The sequence below is a fragment of the Shewanella sp. SW24 genome, from assembly GCF_025653395.1.
GTDB classification, from domain to species: domain Bacteria; phylum Pseudomonadota; class Gammaproteobacteria; order Enterobacterales; family Shewanellaceae; genus Shewanella; species Shewanella oncorhynchi.
In genome coordinates, this window is the sequence record NZ_JAKKSH010000002.1 from 359,964 (window position 1) to 377,028 (window position 17,065).

The following is a 17,065-nucleotide window of genomic DNA, read 5'->3' on the forward strand; positions in this document are numbered from 1 at the left end:
ATTCTTTATTAGCCAATAACGACTCAAGCTGAGAGTGAGTGTGCATCACACCATTTCACAGGGAGATAAACTGGTTTCAGTTCCCAAAAAATTATTATTCGCGAGTTAACTAACACTTCTTAATATCTAATTTAATCAAAATGATTGATTTAAGTAGAGTAAGAGATAATCGAACCGTTTGACGATACTTAAACCCACTCTCTGTGGGAGGCGCTATGACAAAATATCTATCGAAATTATCTCTCTTTTGCTCGCTATTATTCCTCTTTGCCTTTTCTATCCCGAGCTGGGCCGAGACAACACCCTCAAGCTCAGCGGATCGAACGTGGCATTATGTGAATGCTCAGGGTGAACTCAAAATTAAGCTGTATTTCTTTTGGTCAAAAACCTGTCCGCACTGTGCAGAGGCCCATCCGTTCATTGATTCATTACCGCAAAAATACCCTTGGATAGAACTCGAATCCCATAGAGTGTCAGATCCCGGCGTACAGGATATTTGGCAAAATATTGCCTCCAAAACCAGTACTGAAGCACGCTCAGTACCCTATATGGCAAGTTGTGAAAAGGCCATTGTGGGATATTCAAGTGAAGCGGTAACGGGTGAGTTTTTAGTCAATCGACTGAAGAATTGTTATTTATCCCTTGGCGGTAAACTGAGCGACGCTGACCTCCCCACCAAAGGAGCCACCAGCACAACCACAAGCGCTCAAACTGATGCACCGCTCTTTGGCACTTGTGGCACGGATACTGGTGAAGGCACCTGTGATGCCACCAGCTTAAGCGAGTCCGTTGCAGAGGCAGAAGTTCAGCCCGTTGAATTACCTTTAGTGGGAGTAGTGACACCTGAGACTATGTCTCTGCCGTTACTCACCTTAGTGCTCGCAGGTGTCGATGCTTTTAACCCTTGTGCCTTCTTTGTGTTGCTATTTTTACTATCGATAATGGTTAATGCCAAGAGTCGCAGCCGCATGTTACTTGTCGGCGGGATTTTCGTATTCTTCTCCGGCTTTATCTATTTCCTGTTTATGACGGCATGGCTAAACATCTTCCAACTGCTGGGGGCAGGCAGTGATGGCGGTATGATCATTTTAGCGGCGGGTTGTTTAGCTTTGATCGCAGGAGCCATCAATATCAAAGATTACTTCTTTACTAAGGGAGAAGTGACACTATCGATGTCGGCAGAAAATCGTACGAGTCTAATAAAACGCATGGGGAAACTATCCAATTCCAGTAACTTAGGCGCGTTACTCATAGGTTCTACCGTATTAGCTATCCTCGCCAATGCCTATGAGTTACTTTGCACCGCAGGCTTCCCAATGATCTACACCAGTGTGCTATCTATGCACAATCTGCCAGACATTGAACGCTATATGTATTTGGTTTTATACAATATTGTTTATGTGATCCCGCTGGCTATTATTGTTATCGTTTTCAGTGCGACCTTAGGCAAACGTAAGTTAACCGAAAAAGAAGGCCAAACCCTGAAACTTATGTCAGGCGTGATGATGTTGGGTATGGGTATCGCACTGGTTATTGACCCAACAGCACTGCAAAATGTGAGCCTGGCACTCGGATTGATCTTAGGCTCGCTAGGCGTTACAGCAATAATTGTTATCGGCCGCAAACTGCTCACGGCCAAGGCAAAATAATTGCAGATTGGCAAATTCATGTGTAACGACTAAAGTTAACCGTGGGTTTGCCGATAAAGGGATCCAGCTTACAATCGAGGTTAGTTATGTCAATTTCACTGAATACCCAAGCTATCGCACCGAATCTAGAAAATGGTGCAATTGGCGTTAAGGTTGCTCAGTTAGCAAAAGAGCAGCAAAAAGCCGAAGGTAAAATCGCGGTAGATTTAATTGCAGCTGCGGCGCCAAAACCCGTAGGCAATGCAGGCCACAACATCAACACCACGGCCTAATTGTTAGCAATACAAAATCAAAAAAAGCGCTCTGATTATCAGGGCGCTTTTTTTTGTTATTTTCTCTAAAACGTCAAGCGAATTTAAGAAAAAGCGTTACCATTCACGTGCATAATAGTAAATGTCCACACCACAAATGCCAGTGGGATATGCACTAAGGCATAGAAACACTGATCGAGTCGCCCCATTCCTTTTGCTAACAAAATCAAATACAAGTGTAATCCAATCACCAAGGGAAATAGCGCTAACAGCGGATAGAGTGCGACAGGGTTTGCATCGGAAAATAAGCTGTGACTGAATAAAGCCCACGCCACCATAAAGGCGGTCGTCAACGGCGGCGTTGCAATGCGATATTGCTCTGGATAGGGAAACATCCTACGACCTCTGAGTCTCAATCAATAAATTTACGTTGTAGGTTTTCGCGCAATCAACTGGGCTTTATAACTGCTTTGAGTGGACTGCGGATCACATAATCGACCTTCAAAGTAATGTAAAGATTGCCAGTTAGCAAACACTGATTTGAGTTCATTTTCAGTAAGTAAGAAATCTGGGTTGCGTGGCCTACCTATCTGCGCCTGTTGCGTTGTAAAGGTTTCATAGACGATAAGGCCTGTGCTCTTAACCGCCTTAGCAATTTGTGGCAGTAATGGGCGATGCAGATAATTAAATACTAAGACAATATCGTACTCTTCAACCGGCAATAATGGTCCTGCCTCTGCTTCTAAATCCCTTTGTAATTTGTAAGCATTAGCCTGATCAATGTGTGACATGGCTGACAAATCTCGATCGATAAAAGTCACTTCAGCCCCTCGCGCTAAAAACCACAAACCATTACGCCCAGAACCGCAAGCGAGATCGAGTACCTTAAAGCAACTCAAGTCTAAGTTAGACACAGATGGATTATGCCAAGCGAACTCTGTGATTAACGCAGCAGGCGTTAAAGTTGACGTATGGGTTACAGACATATCAATTAGCCCTTAATTTCTTTTTTCGAGTCAATTTGCCGACGATGCACAATAGAATAATGCCTGAGCCCTGCAGGACCATGGGACACGATAACTGACAAAAAAAGTATCACGATTAACAGCTCAGGTTTGTAATGAGCCAGCGGCACAAACAGGCCAAGCAAGCCTATTTTTACTAAAGTTAACACTCCCTTAAGCTGGATCAGCCAGCGCCAATCCCGTGCGATTTCCCACAACATTAATATGCTGCCCGTCGTCATCGCGAGATACCAATAACTCAACCATTGCACTTTATTTACATCTAATAAAATGCCACCACCGACACCAACGATCCCTAAAATATGTAATGCCCTTAAACTGGTTTTACTCAAACGTTGAAACCAAAAACGTTTTTCAGATATGCCTTGTTTGTGCATTACAACCCCTTAAGAATCAATTGTGTAACATTTGATTAAAATGATAATATAATTTTATACAATAAAGGCTTTTGAAATAACATTATTAATAGAATATATAAAAATAAATAAGCCATCTCCTCAATATACAAGATTAAATTATAATATCTATAAAATACAAATAGATAAAACACGCCACCAAAACCATAATTCATACCATTTTTATTTTATAAAGTTAAAATCAATCCATTCAATATGTTAACTCACGCATGTTATACCGTATTGAAGCAGTGATTAGCCTCAACTTCATTAATATTTCCCATCCGATTGCACATTTTAAATATGTTATTTTCGCTGTAACAAAGGTTATGTGATCTGAACACACATATACCTCTTTAGATAGTGATAAATTTGCAAATGGAGAATGCTCTAACAGTGCGTGAGCTAAGTAAAAAATAAATATCACGCCACGATGAATAACCCTTATTAAGTAGATGAATGTACGGCGGAGGAACTATCATGTTCACAAGAAAGATTCAAAAAACAGCACTAGCCATGCTGATCTCTGGCGCTATGGCAGGTACTGCCTATGCAGCACCAGAAGTGCTAGCCGATTTTCACGGTGAAATGGGTAGCTGCGATAGCTGCCACGTATCAGACAAAGGTGGCGTCACCAACGACAACCTTACCCATGAAAATGCTCAGTGTGTTAGCTGCCACGGTGATTTAAAAGAACTGGCCGCCGCTGCACCTAAAGATAAAGTATCACCCCATAAATCTCACTTGATTGGCGAAATTGCTTGTACTAGCTGCCATAAAGGTCATGAAAAATCAGTCACCTATTGCGATGCTTGTCACAGCTTCGGCTTCGATATGCCTTACGGTGGCAAGTGGGAACGTAAGTTTGTGCCTGTTGATGCAGACAAAGCTGCTCAAGATAAAGCCATTGCCGCTGGCGTAAAAGAAACCACTGATGTCGTGATCATTGGTTCAGGTGGTGCAGGTCTTGCAGCAGCCGTTTCAGCCCGTGATGCAGGCGCTAAAGTTATCCTGTTTGAAAAAGAACCTATCCCAGGCGGAAACACTAAACTTGCTGCTGGCGGAATGAACGCTGCTGAAACTAAGCCACAGGCTAAACTAGGTATTGAAGATAAGAAACAAATCATGATCGACGACACCATGAAAGGTGGTCGCAATATTAACGATCCTGAACTCGTAAAAACGTTAGCCAACAACTCATCTGACTCTATCGATTGGTTAACCTCTATGGGTGCCGATATGACTGACGTAGGTCGTATGGGTGGCGCAAGTGTTAACCGTAGTCACCGTCCAACAGGCGGCGCTGGTGTGGGTGCACACGTAGCACAAGTTCTATGGGACAACGCGGTAAAACGTGGTGCTGACATTCGCTTAAACAGCCGTGTCGTGCGTATTCTTGAAGATGCAAGCGGTAAAATTACCGGCGTATTAGTGAAGGGTGAATACACAGGTTACTACGTAGTTAAAGCCGATGCTGTCGTTATCGCAGCGGGTGGTTTTGCTAAAAATAATGACCGTGTCGCTAAGTACGATCCAAAACTGAAAGGCTTTAAAGCAACTAACCACCCAGGTGCTACAGGTGATGGCTTAGATGTGGCACAACAAGCTGGCGCGGCAACTCGTGACTTAGAGTTTATTCAAGCTCACCCAACTTATTCACCTGCTGGTGGCGTGATGATCACCGAAGCGGTACGTGGTAACGGTGCGATCGTGGTTAACCGTGAAGGTAACCGCTTTATGAACGAAATCACCACCCGTGACAAAGCGTCTGCCGCGATTCTGCAACAAAAAGGCGAAAGTGCTTATTTGGTATTCGATGACTCTATCCGTAAGAGCTTAAAAGCCATCGAAGGCTATGTGCACCTGAACATTGTTAAAGAAGGCAAAACAATTGAAGATCTGGCTAAACAGTTAGATATTCCTGCAGCCGAACTCGCTAAAACAGTGAAAGCTTATAATGGCTTTGTTAAATCAGGTAAAGATGCTCAATTTGAACGTCCTGATTTACCACGTGAATTAGTTGTTGCACCTTTCTACGCTCTCGAAATCGCGCCAGCAGTTCACCACACTATGGGTGGTGTTGTGATCGATACTAAAGCCGAAGTGAAGAGTGAAAAAACGGGCAAGCCTATTGATGGTTTATATGCAGCAGGTGAAGTCACAGGTGGCGTTCACGGTGCTAACCGCTTAGGTGGTAATGCTATTTCCGATATCGTTACTTATGGCCGTATCGCGGGTGCATCTGCAGCTAAATACGCTAAAGACAAAAAGTAAAATGCAATAACGGAGGGTTAAAGGACTAACCCTCAGCTCATATAGTACGACTTTCAATATGAGAGCCCTAGCTTGAACACTTCAAGTAAAAGCAGTCAATCAATAAGCGAGCCGTCAGGGGCTCGCTTTTTTTATTCCCAATTGATGATAAAGCTCACTCTTTTAACGGGGAATTTTCTAAGGCTAAGGACAAAAAGCCCTAACTCACTTACACTCTTTGCCAGATAATTACATCAGCAAACCCGTTAGGTGACTGAAATGAGAATTGGATTTTTTAGCGCAAAACATTACGACATGCAGCACTTTAACCGCACAAATGCTGCGTTTGGTGCACAAATTGAGTACTTCGATTATCGCCTCTGCATGCAAACAGTGAAGCTTGCCGAAGGTTTTGAAATTGTCTGCGCCTTTGTCAACGATTCACTCTGTGAAGAAGTTCTGGTCGAACTCGCTAAGGGTGGCACAAAAATTATCGCCATGCGCTGCGCTGGCTTTAACAACGTCGATTTAGTTGCCGCTAAACGCTTAGGCATGCAAGTCGTTAACGTACCAGCTTATTCTCCTGAATCCGTGGCCGAACATACAGTCGCACTGATGTTGACACTGAATCGAAAAATCCACAAAGCTTACCAACGCACCCGCGATGCCAACTTCTCCCTCGAAGGCTTAGTCGGCTTTAACATGTTCGGCAAAACCGTCGGCGTGATTGGTACAGGTAAAATCGGCGTAGCAACCATCAAGGTATTACTCGGTTTTGGCTGTAAAGTCATTGCCTTCGATCCCTTTATCAATCCGGCTGTCATCGCGCTGAATGTTGAATATCAAGATCTCGACTCTATTTATGCCAACAGCGATATCATCAGCTTGCATTGCCCGTTAACCGCGGATAACCGTCACTTACTAAACCAAGCCAGCTTCGCCAAGATGAAACCCGGTGTCATGGTGATCAACACCAGCCGCGGTGGTTTACTCAATGCTTTCGACGCAATGGAAGCATTAAAACTGGGGCAAATCGGCTCGCTTGGGCTCGATGTATACGAAAACGAAAAGGGCCTGTTCTTCGAAGACAAATCGAATGAAATTATTCAAGACGATGTATTCCGTCGTTTATCAGCCTGCCATAACGTGATTTTCACGGGTCACCAAGCCTTCCTCACCGAAGAAGCCCTAGGCGCCATTGCCAAAACGACCTTGAGCAATATAAAAGCACTATGTGCAGGTGAACTCTCAGGTAACGAATTGTTTTAACTGACAGATAAAATCCTGACTGCTAAAGTGAGGCTTCAACGTTTGAAGCCTCATAGAGGAATATAAATATGTTAGTGACTCAGGAAATTCAGGATATCTCCACGCCTTCAGGGCTAATGCGCACCTATATCTATCGCCCAGAAGCACAGGGAATATTCCCAAGTATCATCTTTTATTCCGAGATATTTCAGCAAACTGCGCCCATCGCCCGCACCGCGACTATTCTTGCTGGCCACGGTTTTGTGGTGTTAGTACCCGAAGTGTTCCATGAACTGAATCCTTTAGGCACACTGCTGGCCTATGATGAATCAGGTAAAGATAAAGGTAACGCCGATAAATTTGCCAAACCCCTAGAACACCACGATAGCGATACCCAAGCACTGATCGATTTTGCCACTCAACAAACTTACTGCAATGGCAAAGTTGGCTCTATGGGCGTGTGTATCGGCGGCCACTTAGCCTACCGCGCCGCACTCAACCCCGCTATTTTAGGTGCATTTTGTCTTTATCCTACCGACATTCATTCCAACACCCTACCCTGCGCTTACGGCAATGACTCATTGAGCCGCAGCGGTGATATTCAAGGGGAATTAGTGTTAGTGTTCGGCAAGCAAGATCCCCACGTATCCGCGGAAGGCCGTGTTCTAATCCACCAGCAATTAATGGCGCTGAACCGTAACTTCACTTGGCTTGAAGTCAACGCCCAACACGCCTTTATGCGTGATGAAGGCGAACGCTATGATCCCGCACTCGCACTGCAAATGTACCTGCAAGCGGTAGCTTTTTTTCAAAGAGTGCTTCGATAATTGCCTTTGAAGAATCCTACCGCCACAAGTTAGAAGCCTTTATTGCATAATTCAAATAATGCAGCAGGTTATCCAAAACACACTTAACTAGCAAAATTCACGCTTAATGAAACAGACTAAAACCTTAACTCGCGTTAAGGTTTTAGTGATTCATCATCTTTTTATTCAATGAAACTAAGCGCCTAGTAAAGGTAGATGTTTGATACTTTTGTATTTCAACGATAATTCAATACATTGGGAAATCGCAGATTCTGGTAGGGGATCATGGATATTCAACACTATGGCTCGATTCCCTTCAAACTGCAGCACGTCGGAATGCAGCTCTCGAAATGTATCAATCAGCTTAGTTTTACAATTAAAGAATAGGTAATATTGTTCGGGATATTTAGGCTTCCAGTCAAACCTTACTGTGCTCCCATTTTTAACGGAATAACTCGGCTCGCCCCATTTTAAGCTCTCTTCCACCGCGCCTAAATTTTGCGCTTCGGCAATCGAAAAAATCAAAATTCGGATCCGTAATAGCAAGGGAGTTATATGCTCAGGGTAGCCTTCAAACTTGTTCTGTACTTCCGCTTGCATGCTCTCATCCTCCAATTTATGCAATGCCGAATCATCATATCTGTAAAACAAAAAACTATGCAGCGGGCCCACATGGTTGAACTTCCAAACCCTTAGTCATTGGTGATTTATCACTTAGTGGAAATATAGAGATAGTGGAAATAAGCAGAAACAAGCGTAATTTTATTTTTCCATATCAAAAGTGTCGATTATATCAGCACTTTATTATAAACCGCGTATTAGGGGTGTGACACAGTGTCGCAGGTAGTTGAGTTTTTATTGAGATATCAGCTTAATCCTTTATAAAACATCTCATTATTTAAACAAACCTTTCATAGGCTTATTATGTCCCGCTCTGCAGTAATGACTTCAATTGCAATATCCCTAACAAGTATGGCCACTTTTTCAGGGATAGCAGCCGAAGCCGAAACTGAAGCAATGTTTCCAGCATCTGCAATTAAACCTCAATTATCGACACCAAGCGCTATCGAAAGGATTGCCATTACAGGGAGCCGAATTCAAAGGGAAGAGATGGCTTCCACCGCGCCGATGACCGTTTTTACCGCACAAGATATCGAGAAAACTGGTGCCACCTCAGTTGAAGTATTGCTGCAAAGAATGACGGCCTCTGCGGGGTTTGCGGGTAATCAAACGAATGCCTATTGGACAGAAGGCGGCTATGGTTCAACCCAAGTGAACCTACGCGGATTAGGGGTAAATCGCACACTCGTACTGCTCAATGGTCGACGTATGCTGAACAGTGGCACAGGGGCGAACTCCTCTGTAGATCTTAATACTATTCCCGTTAGCGTGGTTGAACGAATCGAGGTATTAAAAGATGGTGCATCCGCCATTTATGGTGCCGATGCAGTTGCTGGCGTGGTCAATATTATCACTCGGCAACAAATCGAAGGGGTTGAGTTTCAAGCGCGAACTGGCATAACCGAGCAAAATGATGGTGAACAGTACAAGCTCGACCTTGCCATCGGTCATATCGGTGAGCGTGGCAGTGCATATGTGGCGATGAGTTACGATAAAACCCAAGCCGTCGATATGTTGAGTCGCGCGCCTTGTCCGCTTGAGGAAGTTAATGGCGAGCTAGTGTGTGGCGGTAGCTCGGCGCTGTCGGGGGGAAAAGGCCATTTCATTGATGCAAATGGCAATCAAATCGGCAATGAATTAATGCTATTGCCAACAGGAAGTGCCCCTTACACCAGTAGCCATAAGGATAATACTTATCAGTATTTTAATGCGGTTCAACCTAACGAGCGAGTCAATCTGTTTGCCTACGGTGAATATGACTTAACGGCGAGCAGCCAAATGTTTGCTGAGGCTATGTACACTCACCGTCACTCACAATTACCCGCTACTCCGCAATCGGTGTCAGGTATCGTGATCCCTGCTTGGCATGAATCAAATCCGACCGATGAAGACTTCCTGCTCCAGAGTCGCAGACTGGCAGAAGCTCCCCGACAATTTAATATTCAAGCGGATACTTGGCGCTTAGTGACAGGTTTTAGAGGTGATTTAGACAACGGTTGGCAATGGGATGCTGCCGTTAACTTCGGCAGTAATCGTGGTTCCTATGAAGTGACCAATGTCATTAATAAGGTTCGTCTTGCCGACGCGACAGACTATAGCAATTGTAATATTGATCCCAATGTACCTTGCGCAAACTTTTGGGGAGCTGGCTCACTCACACCTGCAATGCTGGACTATTTTCTGTTTAACATGCGTGATAGCGGCGGTAATGAGCAGTTTAGCCTCACAACGAATATAACAGGCGATCTATGGCAGTTACCCGCGGGCATGATGAGTTTTGCCGCAGGACTAGAGCACAGAAACGAGAAAGGATGGAATGATCCTGACCCACTTAAAATCAGTGGTGAAGCAAACACAGCCCAGCAAGAACCGATTGATGGTAGTTACAATGCCGACGAAATCTATCTTGAAGCCTTATTACCTATGTTAAGCGGCCTGCACTTTGCTAAGTCGGTCGAATTAACTGCGGCGTTGCGATATTCCTATTTTGATACCTTCGGTGGTGATACCAATTATAAAATGGGGCTGCTGTGGGTCGTCAATGACACAGTGACGCTGCGGGCCACCCAATCTACGGCATTCAGAGTACCGAATATTCCTGAGTTGTTTGGCGGCATAGATCAAGGCTCCATGAATACCACAGATCCTTGTAGCGAGTGGGTTAAGCTCAACCCTAGCTCGAATCGATACGCTAATTGTATGGCATCAAACGTGCCAACGAATTATAAGCAAGAAGGCACAATATTAACCGATCGTGGTGGCAATGCTGAACTTGAACCAGAAGAAGCCAATACCTTTACAGCCGGCTTTGTTTGGGATCTGGGATTTATTGAAGGGCTCAACATCACCCTCGATTACTACAAAATAGAGATTGATAACGCCATTAACTCAGTCAATGGTTCGAGCAAATTAGCCGCCTGTTACGACAGCAAAGGGATGACGCATCCTTTCTGTAGCGACGAGCACTTTGTGCGAGACGTGATGACAGGCAACATCACCTACTTACAGACACAACTGGGCAACGCCGCCAACGAAGTGGTTTCAGGTGTTGATATGGCGATGTTTTACCAGAAAGAGATGGGCAGCGTTGTGACGAATACGACTTGGGAGCTGAGCTATTTAGATCAATACGATCTACAAACCTACGCTGGCGCCCCCGTTGAATCACGAACTGGCACCATTGGTTATGATGGTAGCTACACCAAATGGCGCTCAAACCTCTATTTTGATATCACGAATGACAATTGGCGCTTTAGCTACAACATTCAATATATCGGCGCGGCGGATGATCAATATGCCAATGCCGGAGATATAGGTGACTCCGTTGATGCGGTCACTTACCATAACGCACAGGTTCATTATCAAATGGACAACAATATAGCCTTAACGGCAGGTATCGATAACCTGTTCGATAAACCAGCGCCATATCATCAAAGCTTTACCGATGGTAATACCAACACTATGACGTACGACCTAATGGGACGTCGTTACTATGTCGGAATGAAATGGGCTCTGTAATGCTTTGGGCTTAAGGGGGTAATCCCCCTAAGCAAGCTGGCTAAATTAATTAAATAAAAAGTGAGTCATCAACTTGAAGCGGGTTAACACACTAAAACGAGTCTCATCAGCACACTTTCTACACAGATGGTTGATGCTATTGCTGGTGCTGCCGATTGGGATCTGGTCAGTCACAGGCAGCTATTTCGTCTTAATGGATCTTGGGTTTATCCGTGGCGATTATATTAAAGTGCAAGACACCCAGCATATCAATCCCAGCCAGATCCAGTACCCAATCGCAGCGGTTTATGCGCGTTTCCCTAAGGCTCAAGCAATCGCGTTAACCTCAATCACTGATACCCTCTATTACCGGATTAAACTGAACGATAAGTCCATTCTCGTGGACGCAAATTCGGGTGAGTTATTGCCTTCGATAACGGAGAAACAAGCCCGAATGATAGCTTCAAACTATCAGCATAACGGGTCTTTACCCGTAGAGGCTAAGCTTGTTAGTGCAACTCTGCTCACCGATATCGCCCCAGCTGAACTAGCGCCGCAATACCTACCAGTTTGGAGAATGGATTTTAACGATAGTGCAGCCACAAGCCTTTATCTGTCAGCGACAACGGGTGAGTTAGTCACGCGCAGACATGACTATTGGCGTTTGTTCGATCTCTTTTGGAAATGGCACATTATGGATTACGACGAGGGTGAAGCCATCGACAATCTTCTACTGCTGAGCACGGCTCTAGTCTCCATTGTGGCTGTGTTAGCTGGCTTCGTCTTACTGTGGCAGCGAAGAAGGAGGTATCTGAGATGATGCCGAATCTTAAACTTAAGCCTAAACCTAAGCCTAAGCCTCAAAGTAAACACTTCAAACGCTGGGTCAAAATCGCCCACTATTGGCTCGGTGCCATAGTAAGCATTCAACTGCTACTTTGGCTTGTTACTGGGGTCTATTTCAATTTAACGCCCCATGATGAACTCAAGGGAATGGAGTACCAGCTTAGCCATAGTCCTGCACCGCAAAAGCAAGAGTTTGATCCACAAAAGCTCGTGGATATCGCTCCCTTACTGGCTAAGCATACTCAGGTAGAAAGCCTGACATTAATGGCGCTCGCGGGTAAGCCCGTTTATGTACTCGATGCAAAGGTGCAGCGCTATGCACACCAGTGCCAACAGCAAACCTTGATTGATGCCTATACGGGAAATACCTTACTCATTAATAAACAAAGCGCGCAACAACTGGCGCTTGAAAGTTATACCGGGCCAGGGAAAATTACCCAAGTTAAGCAAATATCAGCCCCCATTAGCGAGTGGCCAACCCAGTGCAATTCACTTTGGCAAATAGATATGGATGATGACCTGTCGACGCGAATTTATATCAATACAGTTAATGGCGAATTAGTTGGCCATAAAAATGACCACACAGACATCGCCGACTTGATGTTTAAATTGCACTTTATGGATTACCTCAATCAAGGTAGTTTTAACAACCCCTTTAGCTGGCTGCTGGGGATACTGACCTTATTGTTATCCCTATCTGGTCTGTATTGGGTTATTGATAATCTTGTACTCAAGCGCTATCGGTTAAGTCTGAGTTGAATGGCTAGAACGGCAAGAGCTATTTCATTCATCTCATCGTACGCCGCGATGGGTTAATAGACCCTATAAGCCTGCCAAACGACTCAGACACGCCCACGAACGCTCAGCACAGTTTGATAATCAATGTAGCGCTGCGCAACAATCCAAACTACTCAGGATCAAACTTCTTTTTGCCTTCGAGTAAGGCCTGACGTTCGGCTAAGGGAGTTTGATCGGCGAGCTTTAACACTGCCTTTTGCAGCATGAGGTTATTAGGATAAGTGATGGTATCGCCGTTATCGCGATGGATCAGCACATGGAATAACGCGATTTCGATGATCACGCCGCTAATATCTTCATCCTTATCAACCACCCGAATGCGCTCGCCGATACGGTAGGGAAACACGAAAAAGATCAGCACGCCAGCAGTTAAATTACTCAATATCGACCATTGAGCAACCAATGCAACGCCCATCACCGCAAAGGCAGATGACACAAATAGCGACACATCCTGATAGCCTAGTCCGAGCGAGACCGCCATCAAGGACAGAGTAATAAAAAACATCACATAGGAAATAAAACGGGTCACTAAACTGGTCCGTGCAACACTCACTTGCTTCATTTGCGCGAGTTTTCTAACCCAATGGGTTAAGGCGCGCTGTAAAAAGAGAAACACTGCAAGATAAATACAGGCAAGCAGGATTTGATTTGTCATAATAGCGGCTCAATTAACTAAAACTGTCTGAATTCTAACTTTTTTGCGCGAGCAGTTATAGCCCGTGCAAACAAGCCAAACAGCTAAACCGAGTAATTAATCCAATATGGCCGATTCGACCCTCTTACATGAAACCCAAGACGCACTAGGCCCGATTCGTGTAATCGATTACGACGACTCACGGATCCTGTCCTTTGGGGATAACGATGAGCAGAGTAAGATCCTCAAGGCGGCGCCCCATATTCCCCAGCACACTTATGTGCAAGCCATGCTGTTGGTTTTACTGTTTTGTAAGCCTAAGAGCGCTATTGTTTTAGGTTTAGGCGGCGGCTCGATTATTCACTCACTGCGCAATTTCGACGCGGCAATAAAGTTAACAGCGGTGGAATTACGCCCCGCGGTGATTGAGTTAGCTAAGCGCTATTTTCAGCTGCCGATAGGTAAAAAGCTCAATCTTATCAATGATGATGCTATTGCTTTTTTAGCTGCTGGCGATCATAAAAAAGTGGATGTAATTTTTGCCGATATTTACACAGCCAAAGGCGTTGAAACAGGGCAGCTTTCGCCAATATTCCTTGAGCAGTGCACTAACCTCATCAAACCCAATGGGTATTTAGTGCTGAACTGCTGGAAAGAACATAGCCAAAATCGCGAGTTGTTAGCCGACTTACAACAACACTTTGCCCATGTGAACGCTTGTCTCACAGGCGGCGGGAATTGGGTGATTTTTGCGAGCCAATCGCCACAGCTTTTAGGCACCTCGGCCCTTAAAAGTAGTGCTCAATCTTTATCGCAACAATTGGGTTTTGCCCTTGATCGATCATTGACACGCTTTGGGCCTTGGATTTAATACTAATATCAGCAAAATAGCGTAAATTAGTTAACCCTAAGGCTGAGCTTTGATATTCTTCTCACACTTCCATGATATGAGCTGTCACCATGAAAAATAATAATAAATTGATGTTAAGCGTTATGGCGCTGGCGTGCCTTAACTCTCTCAATGCTAACGCCGAAAGTTTTAGTTTTGACACTCGTAGCTCACTGAATTCAGATACATTAGTGCTATTCCAAAGTGCTGATTCTACTACCTATGGGATCGACTTTTTACCTCAGTCGACCCAAGATCAATTAAACCTAGCAACGGCGGATAATATTTTTTCCGGCAAACGGGGGGAAATCCTCGAGATTTTGGTACCCAGCGAAATTGATGCTAAACGGGTCTTACTGGTCGGCATTGGCGATGCAAAAAACTTAACGCCCGGTGACATTAATACCATTGGTGGCAATGTTGCGGCCAAACTCGATACGGTTCCCCAAGCCACAGTGCGTGTACTCACCCAAGGCTTAACTGCCGCGCCGCTATTTGCCTCTGAGCTTGCTCACGGAATTGAACTACGCAGTTATCGTTATACTCAGTTCAAAGCGAGCCCCCGTGCCGAGAAGAATTACCAAATCGCTGTCGATGATTTAAGTCGCAACCAAAAACACCATAAAAATCTGCAAGCGGTTGAAGCAGGTGTGTTTTTAGCGCGCGATCTGACAAACGCACCTGCAGACATTATGTATCCCGACAGCTTTGCTAACGAAGCCAGAAAACTCAAATCCCTCGGCGTTAAAGTCACGGTATTAGAAGCCAAAGATATCGAACGTCTACAACTGGGCGCCTTAGCTGCTGTAGGTAAAGGCAGCGAGCGCCCACCTAAGTTAGTGGTCGCCCATTGGCCTGGTAGCAAAGACGCGCCAATCGCACTGGTCGGTAAAGGCATCACCTTCGACTCGGGTGGTTACAATATTAAGGCGACAGGTACTTCAATCGCGCGGATGAAGTCAGATATGGCAGGTGCAGCCACTGTGCTAGGCACTATTAAAGCCATGGCGATTCAAAAAGCGCCTGTCAACGTAGTGGCGATTATGCCCATGGCGGAGAACATGGTATCGGGTCATGCAATGATCCCAGGTGATGTGATTAAAACCGCCCAAGGTCTCACCGTTGAAGTGCTCAATACCGATGCCGAAGGTCGCCTAGTGCTGGCCGATGGCCTCTGGTATGCCAGAGAAAATTATAAGCCATCGGTGATTATCGATGTTGCGACACTGACTGGCTCAAAAGTGAGTGCGTTAGGCAATGTTTATGCTGGCTTGTTTACCGATTCTGAGCCTTTAGTGCAGCAGCTAACTTATGCAGGTCAACAGGTTGGCGAAAAGGTCTGGCGCTTACCGTTAGATCAAGCCTATGCGGATGAGCTTAAATCCACTATCGCGGATCTCACAAACACAGGTAAAGAAGGCAGCGCGGGTGCTTCCTCTGCGGCCATGTTCTTAAAACGCTTTGCGGGCGAACAGCCTTGGGCACATTTGGATATCGCGGGCAATGCCTTAACCGCCACTGATACCGCTGTTGTGCCTGCGGGTGCAACAGGTTACGGCGTGCGCTTACTCAGCACTTGGTTAACTCAACCCAAAGCACAGAACTAGAACCTAGAACCTAGAACCTAGAACCTAGAACCTCAGTATCTTGTTTTAATTGTATTTACACTTTAAGGGATATCATTGATATCCCTTTTTTATGCTCGAAATTTATCTTATCTCAATCAACAAAAACCAGCTGGCTAAACCCTGACTACACCCAATCACGCCAAACCCGCAGCCGTCGTAGAAAAACCGATTGAGTCCGACCTAATCGCATCATAATTCGACTAAACCGATTAGGATAATAGTTTTTATCCGTTATCTTAATTTTAATCGAGTCGGTAATATGCTTCACATCGACAGGACGCAAGCAAATGTCCTCGTTATGAACTTAAGCCATCATCAACTAAATGGAAGCATAAAATGACTCAATCAATTATCAACAGCACAATCAAACCATTCAAAGCCACTGCATTCCACAATGGTGAGTTCGTTCCAGTAACTGAACAAGACCTGTTAGGTAAGTGGTCAGTCGTATTCTTCTACCCAGCTGACTTCACCTTTGTTTGCCCAACTGAATTAGGCGACATGGCGGATCACTACGAAAAACTGCAAGGTATGGGCGTTGAAGTTTACTCAGTATCAACTGACACACACTTCACTCACAAAGCATGGCATGACACGTCAGACACCATCAAGAAGATCAACTTCCCAATGCTGGCTGACCCAACAGGCACTATCAGCCGTAACTTCGGCGTGATGATTGAAGAAGACGGTTTAGCACTGCGTGGTACTTTCGTGATTAACCCAGAAGGCCAAATCAAGGTCAGCGAAGTTCACGATTTAGGCATCGGCCGTAGCGCTCAAGAGCTAGTTCGTAAAATTCAAGCAGCTCAATATGTTGCTACTCACGATGGCGAAGTTTGCCCAGCTAAATGGCAACCAGGTGACGAAACATTAGCACCGTCTTTAGACCTCGTTGGCAAAATCTAATTTAGCCTGCAAAGCGTCAACCCCGCCAGTCTAGCGTCCCAAGCTGATTGGCGTTACAGCCAACACAGTTGTAGCGCCACGCAGCAAAGGATTAAGCCCGCCCCTGCAAGAGCCTAGAC

Annotated in this window: 16 protein-coding genes; 11 read left to right on the forward strand and 5 right to left on the reverse strand. The window is 45.1% G+C overall.

The features are described 5' to 3' along the window. Nucleotides 1–215 precede the first annotated feature (215 nt). The gene (locus tag L5M17_RS03305) at nt 216–1,649 is read left to right on the forward strand and encodes a cytochrome C biosynthesis protein (RefSeq protein WP_263145197.1); all 1,434 of its coding nucleotides are present in this window, start codon (nt 216–218) and stop codon (nt 1,647–1,649) included. A gap of 86 nt (nt 1,650–1,735) precedes the next feature. Continuing rightward, complete coding sequence (locus L5M17_RS03310; protein WP_028759392.1) at nt 1,736–1,921, forward strand: hypothetical protein; 186 nt, start codon at nt 1,736–1,738, stop codon at nt 1,919–1,921. 83 nt (nt 1,922–2,004) lie between these two features. Here the strand turns inward: L5M17_RS03310 and L5M17_RS03315 are convergent, their stop codons facing one another. The 3 genes from L5M17_RS03315 to L5M17_RS03325 are packed head-to-tail and all read right to left on the reverse strand — an operon-like array spanning nt 2,005 to nt 3,302. Next, the gene (locus L5M17_RS03315; protein WP_105250069.1) at nt 2,005–2,295 is read right to left on the reverse strand and encodes a hypothetical protein; all 291 of its coding nucleotides are present in this window, start codon (nt 2,293–2,295) and stop codon (nt 2,005–2,007) included. A 30-nt stretch (nt 2,296–2,325) separates the two neighbouring features. Beyond that, entirely contained in the window at nt 2,326–2,886 is a 561-nt protein-coding gene (locus tag L5M17_RS03320) for a class I SAM-dependent methyltransferase (protein WP_105250070.1), read from the reverse strand. A 5-nt stretch (nt 2,887–2,891) separates the two neighbouring features. Next, a complete protein-coding gene (locus L5M17_RS03325) occupies nt 2,892–3,302 on the reverse strand; it encodes a hypothetical protein (protein ID WP_105250071.1) in 411 nt (136 codons plus the stop codon). A gap of 498 nt (nt 3,303–3,800) precedes the next feature. On the opposite strand from L5M17_RS03325, the gene fccA reads away from it, so the two are divergent. The 3 genes from fccA (at nt 3,801) to L5M17_RS03340 (ending at nt 7,648) form a co-directional block, all read left to right on the forward strand. Next, nucleotides 3,801–5,594, forward strand: coding sequence for a fumarate reductase flavoprotein subunit FccA (gene fccA, locus L5M17_RS03330; protein WP_105250072.1), 1,794 nt, complete (start codon nt 3,801–3,803; stop codon nt 5,592–5,594). 258 nt (nt 5,595–5,852) lie between these two features. Then, on the forward strand, nt 5,853–6,842 hold the full coding sequence (locus tag L5M17_RS03335; protein WP_105250073.1) for a 2-hydroxyacid dehydrogenase: 990 nt from the start codon (nt 5,853–5,855) through the stop codon (nt 6,840–6,842). Nucleotides 6,843–6,910: 68 nt separating this feature from the next. Next, entirely contained in the window at nt 6,911–7,648 is a 738-nt protein-coding gene (locus tag L5M17_RS03340) for a dienelactone hydrolase family protein (RefSeq protein ID WP_263145202.1), read from the forward strand. 174 nt (nt 7,649–7,822) lie between these two features. Here the strand turns inward: L5M17_RS03340 and L5M17_RS03345 are convergent, their stop codons facing one another. Beyond that, entirely contained in the window at nt 7,823–8,227 is a 405-nt protein-coding gene (locus L5M17_RS03345; protein WP_105252988.1) for a DUF1801 domain-containing protein, read from the reverse strand. A gap of 324 nt (nt 8,228–8,551) precedes the next feature. Between L5M17_RS03345 and L5M17_RS03350 the strand changes: the two genes are divergently transcribed. The 3 genes from L5M17_RS03350 (at nt 8,552) to L5M17_RS03360 (ending at nt 12,850) form a co-directional block, all read left to right on the forward strand. Beyond that, nucleotides 8,552–11,266, forward strand: a complete 2,715-nt coding sequence (locus tag L5M17_RS03350) for a TonB-dependent receptor (RefSeq protein WP_263145205.1) — start codon at nt 8,552–8,554, stop codon at nt 11,264–11,266. 133 nt (nt 11,267–11,399) lie between these two features. Beyond that, on the forward strand, nt 11,400–12,065 hold the full coding sequence (locus L5M17_RS03355; protein ID WP_263145207.1) for a peptidase: 666 nt from the start codon (nt 11,400–11,402) through the stop codon (nt 12,063–12,065). Continuing rightward, nucleotides 12,062–12,850 carry a PepSY domain-containing protein gene (locus tag L5M17_RS03360; protein WP_263145209.1) on the forward strand — a complete coding sequence of 263 codons (789 nt, stop codon included), beginning with the start codon at nt 12,062–12,064 and terminating at the stop codon, nt 12,848–12,850. The genes L5M17_RS03355 and L5M17_RS03360 overlap by 4 nt, the downstream gene beginning before the upstream one ends. A 148-nt stretch (nt 12,851–12,998) precedes the next feature. Here the strand turns inward: L5M17_RS03360 and L5M17_RS03365 are convergent, their stop codons facing one another. Continuing rightward, on the reverse strand, nt 12,999–13,544 hold the full coding sequence (locus L5M17_RS03365; RefSeq protein ID WP_006080363.1) for a mechanosensitive ion channel family protein: 546 nt from the start codon (nt 13,542–13,544) through the stop codon (nt 12,999–13,001). A 106-nt stretch (nt 13,545–13,650) separates the two neighbouring features. Here L5M17_RS03365 and L5M17_RS03370 point away from each other — a divergent pair, with 106 nt between their 5' ends. The 3 genes from L5M17_RS03370 (at nt 13,651) to ahpC (ending at nt 16,946) form a co-directional block, all read left to right on the forward strand. After that, entirely contained in the window at nt 13,651–14,394 is a 744-nt protein-coding gene (locus L5M17_RS03370; RefSeq protein WP_113939824.1) for a spermidine synthase, read from the forward strand. A gap of 89 nt (nt 14,395–14,483) precedes the next feature. Beyond that, nucleotides 14,484–16,019: a leucyl aminopeptidase gene (locus L5M17_RS03375; protein WP_263145213.1), complete on the forward strand. Its 1,536-nt coding sequence runs from the start codon at nt 14,484–14,486 to the stop codon at nt 16,017–16,019. Between the two features lie 357 nt (nt 16,020–16,376). Then, on the forward strand, nt 16,377–16,946 hold the full coding sequence (gene ahpC, locus L5M17_RS03380; RefSeq protein WP_105250080.1) for an alkyl hydroperoxide reductase subunit C: 570 nt from the start codon (nt 16,377–16,379) through the stop codon (nt 16,944–16,946). Nucleotides 16,947–17,065 lie beyond the last annotated feature (119 nt).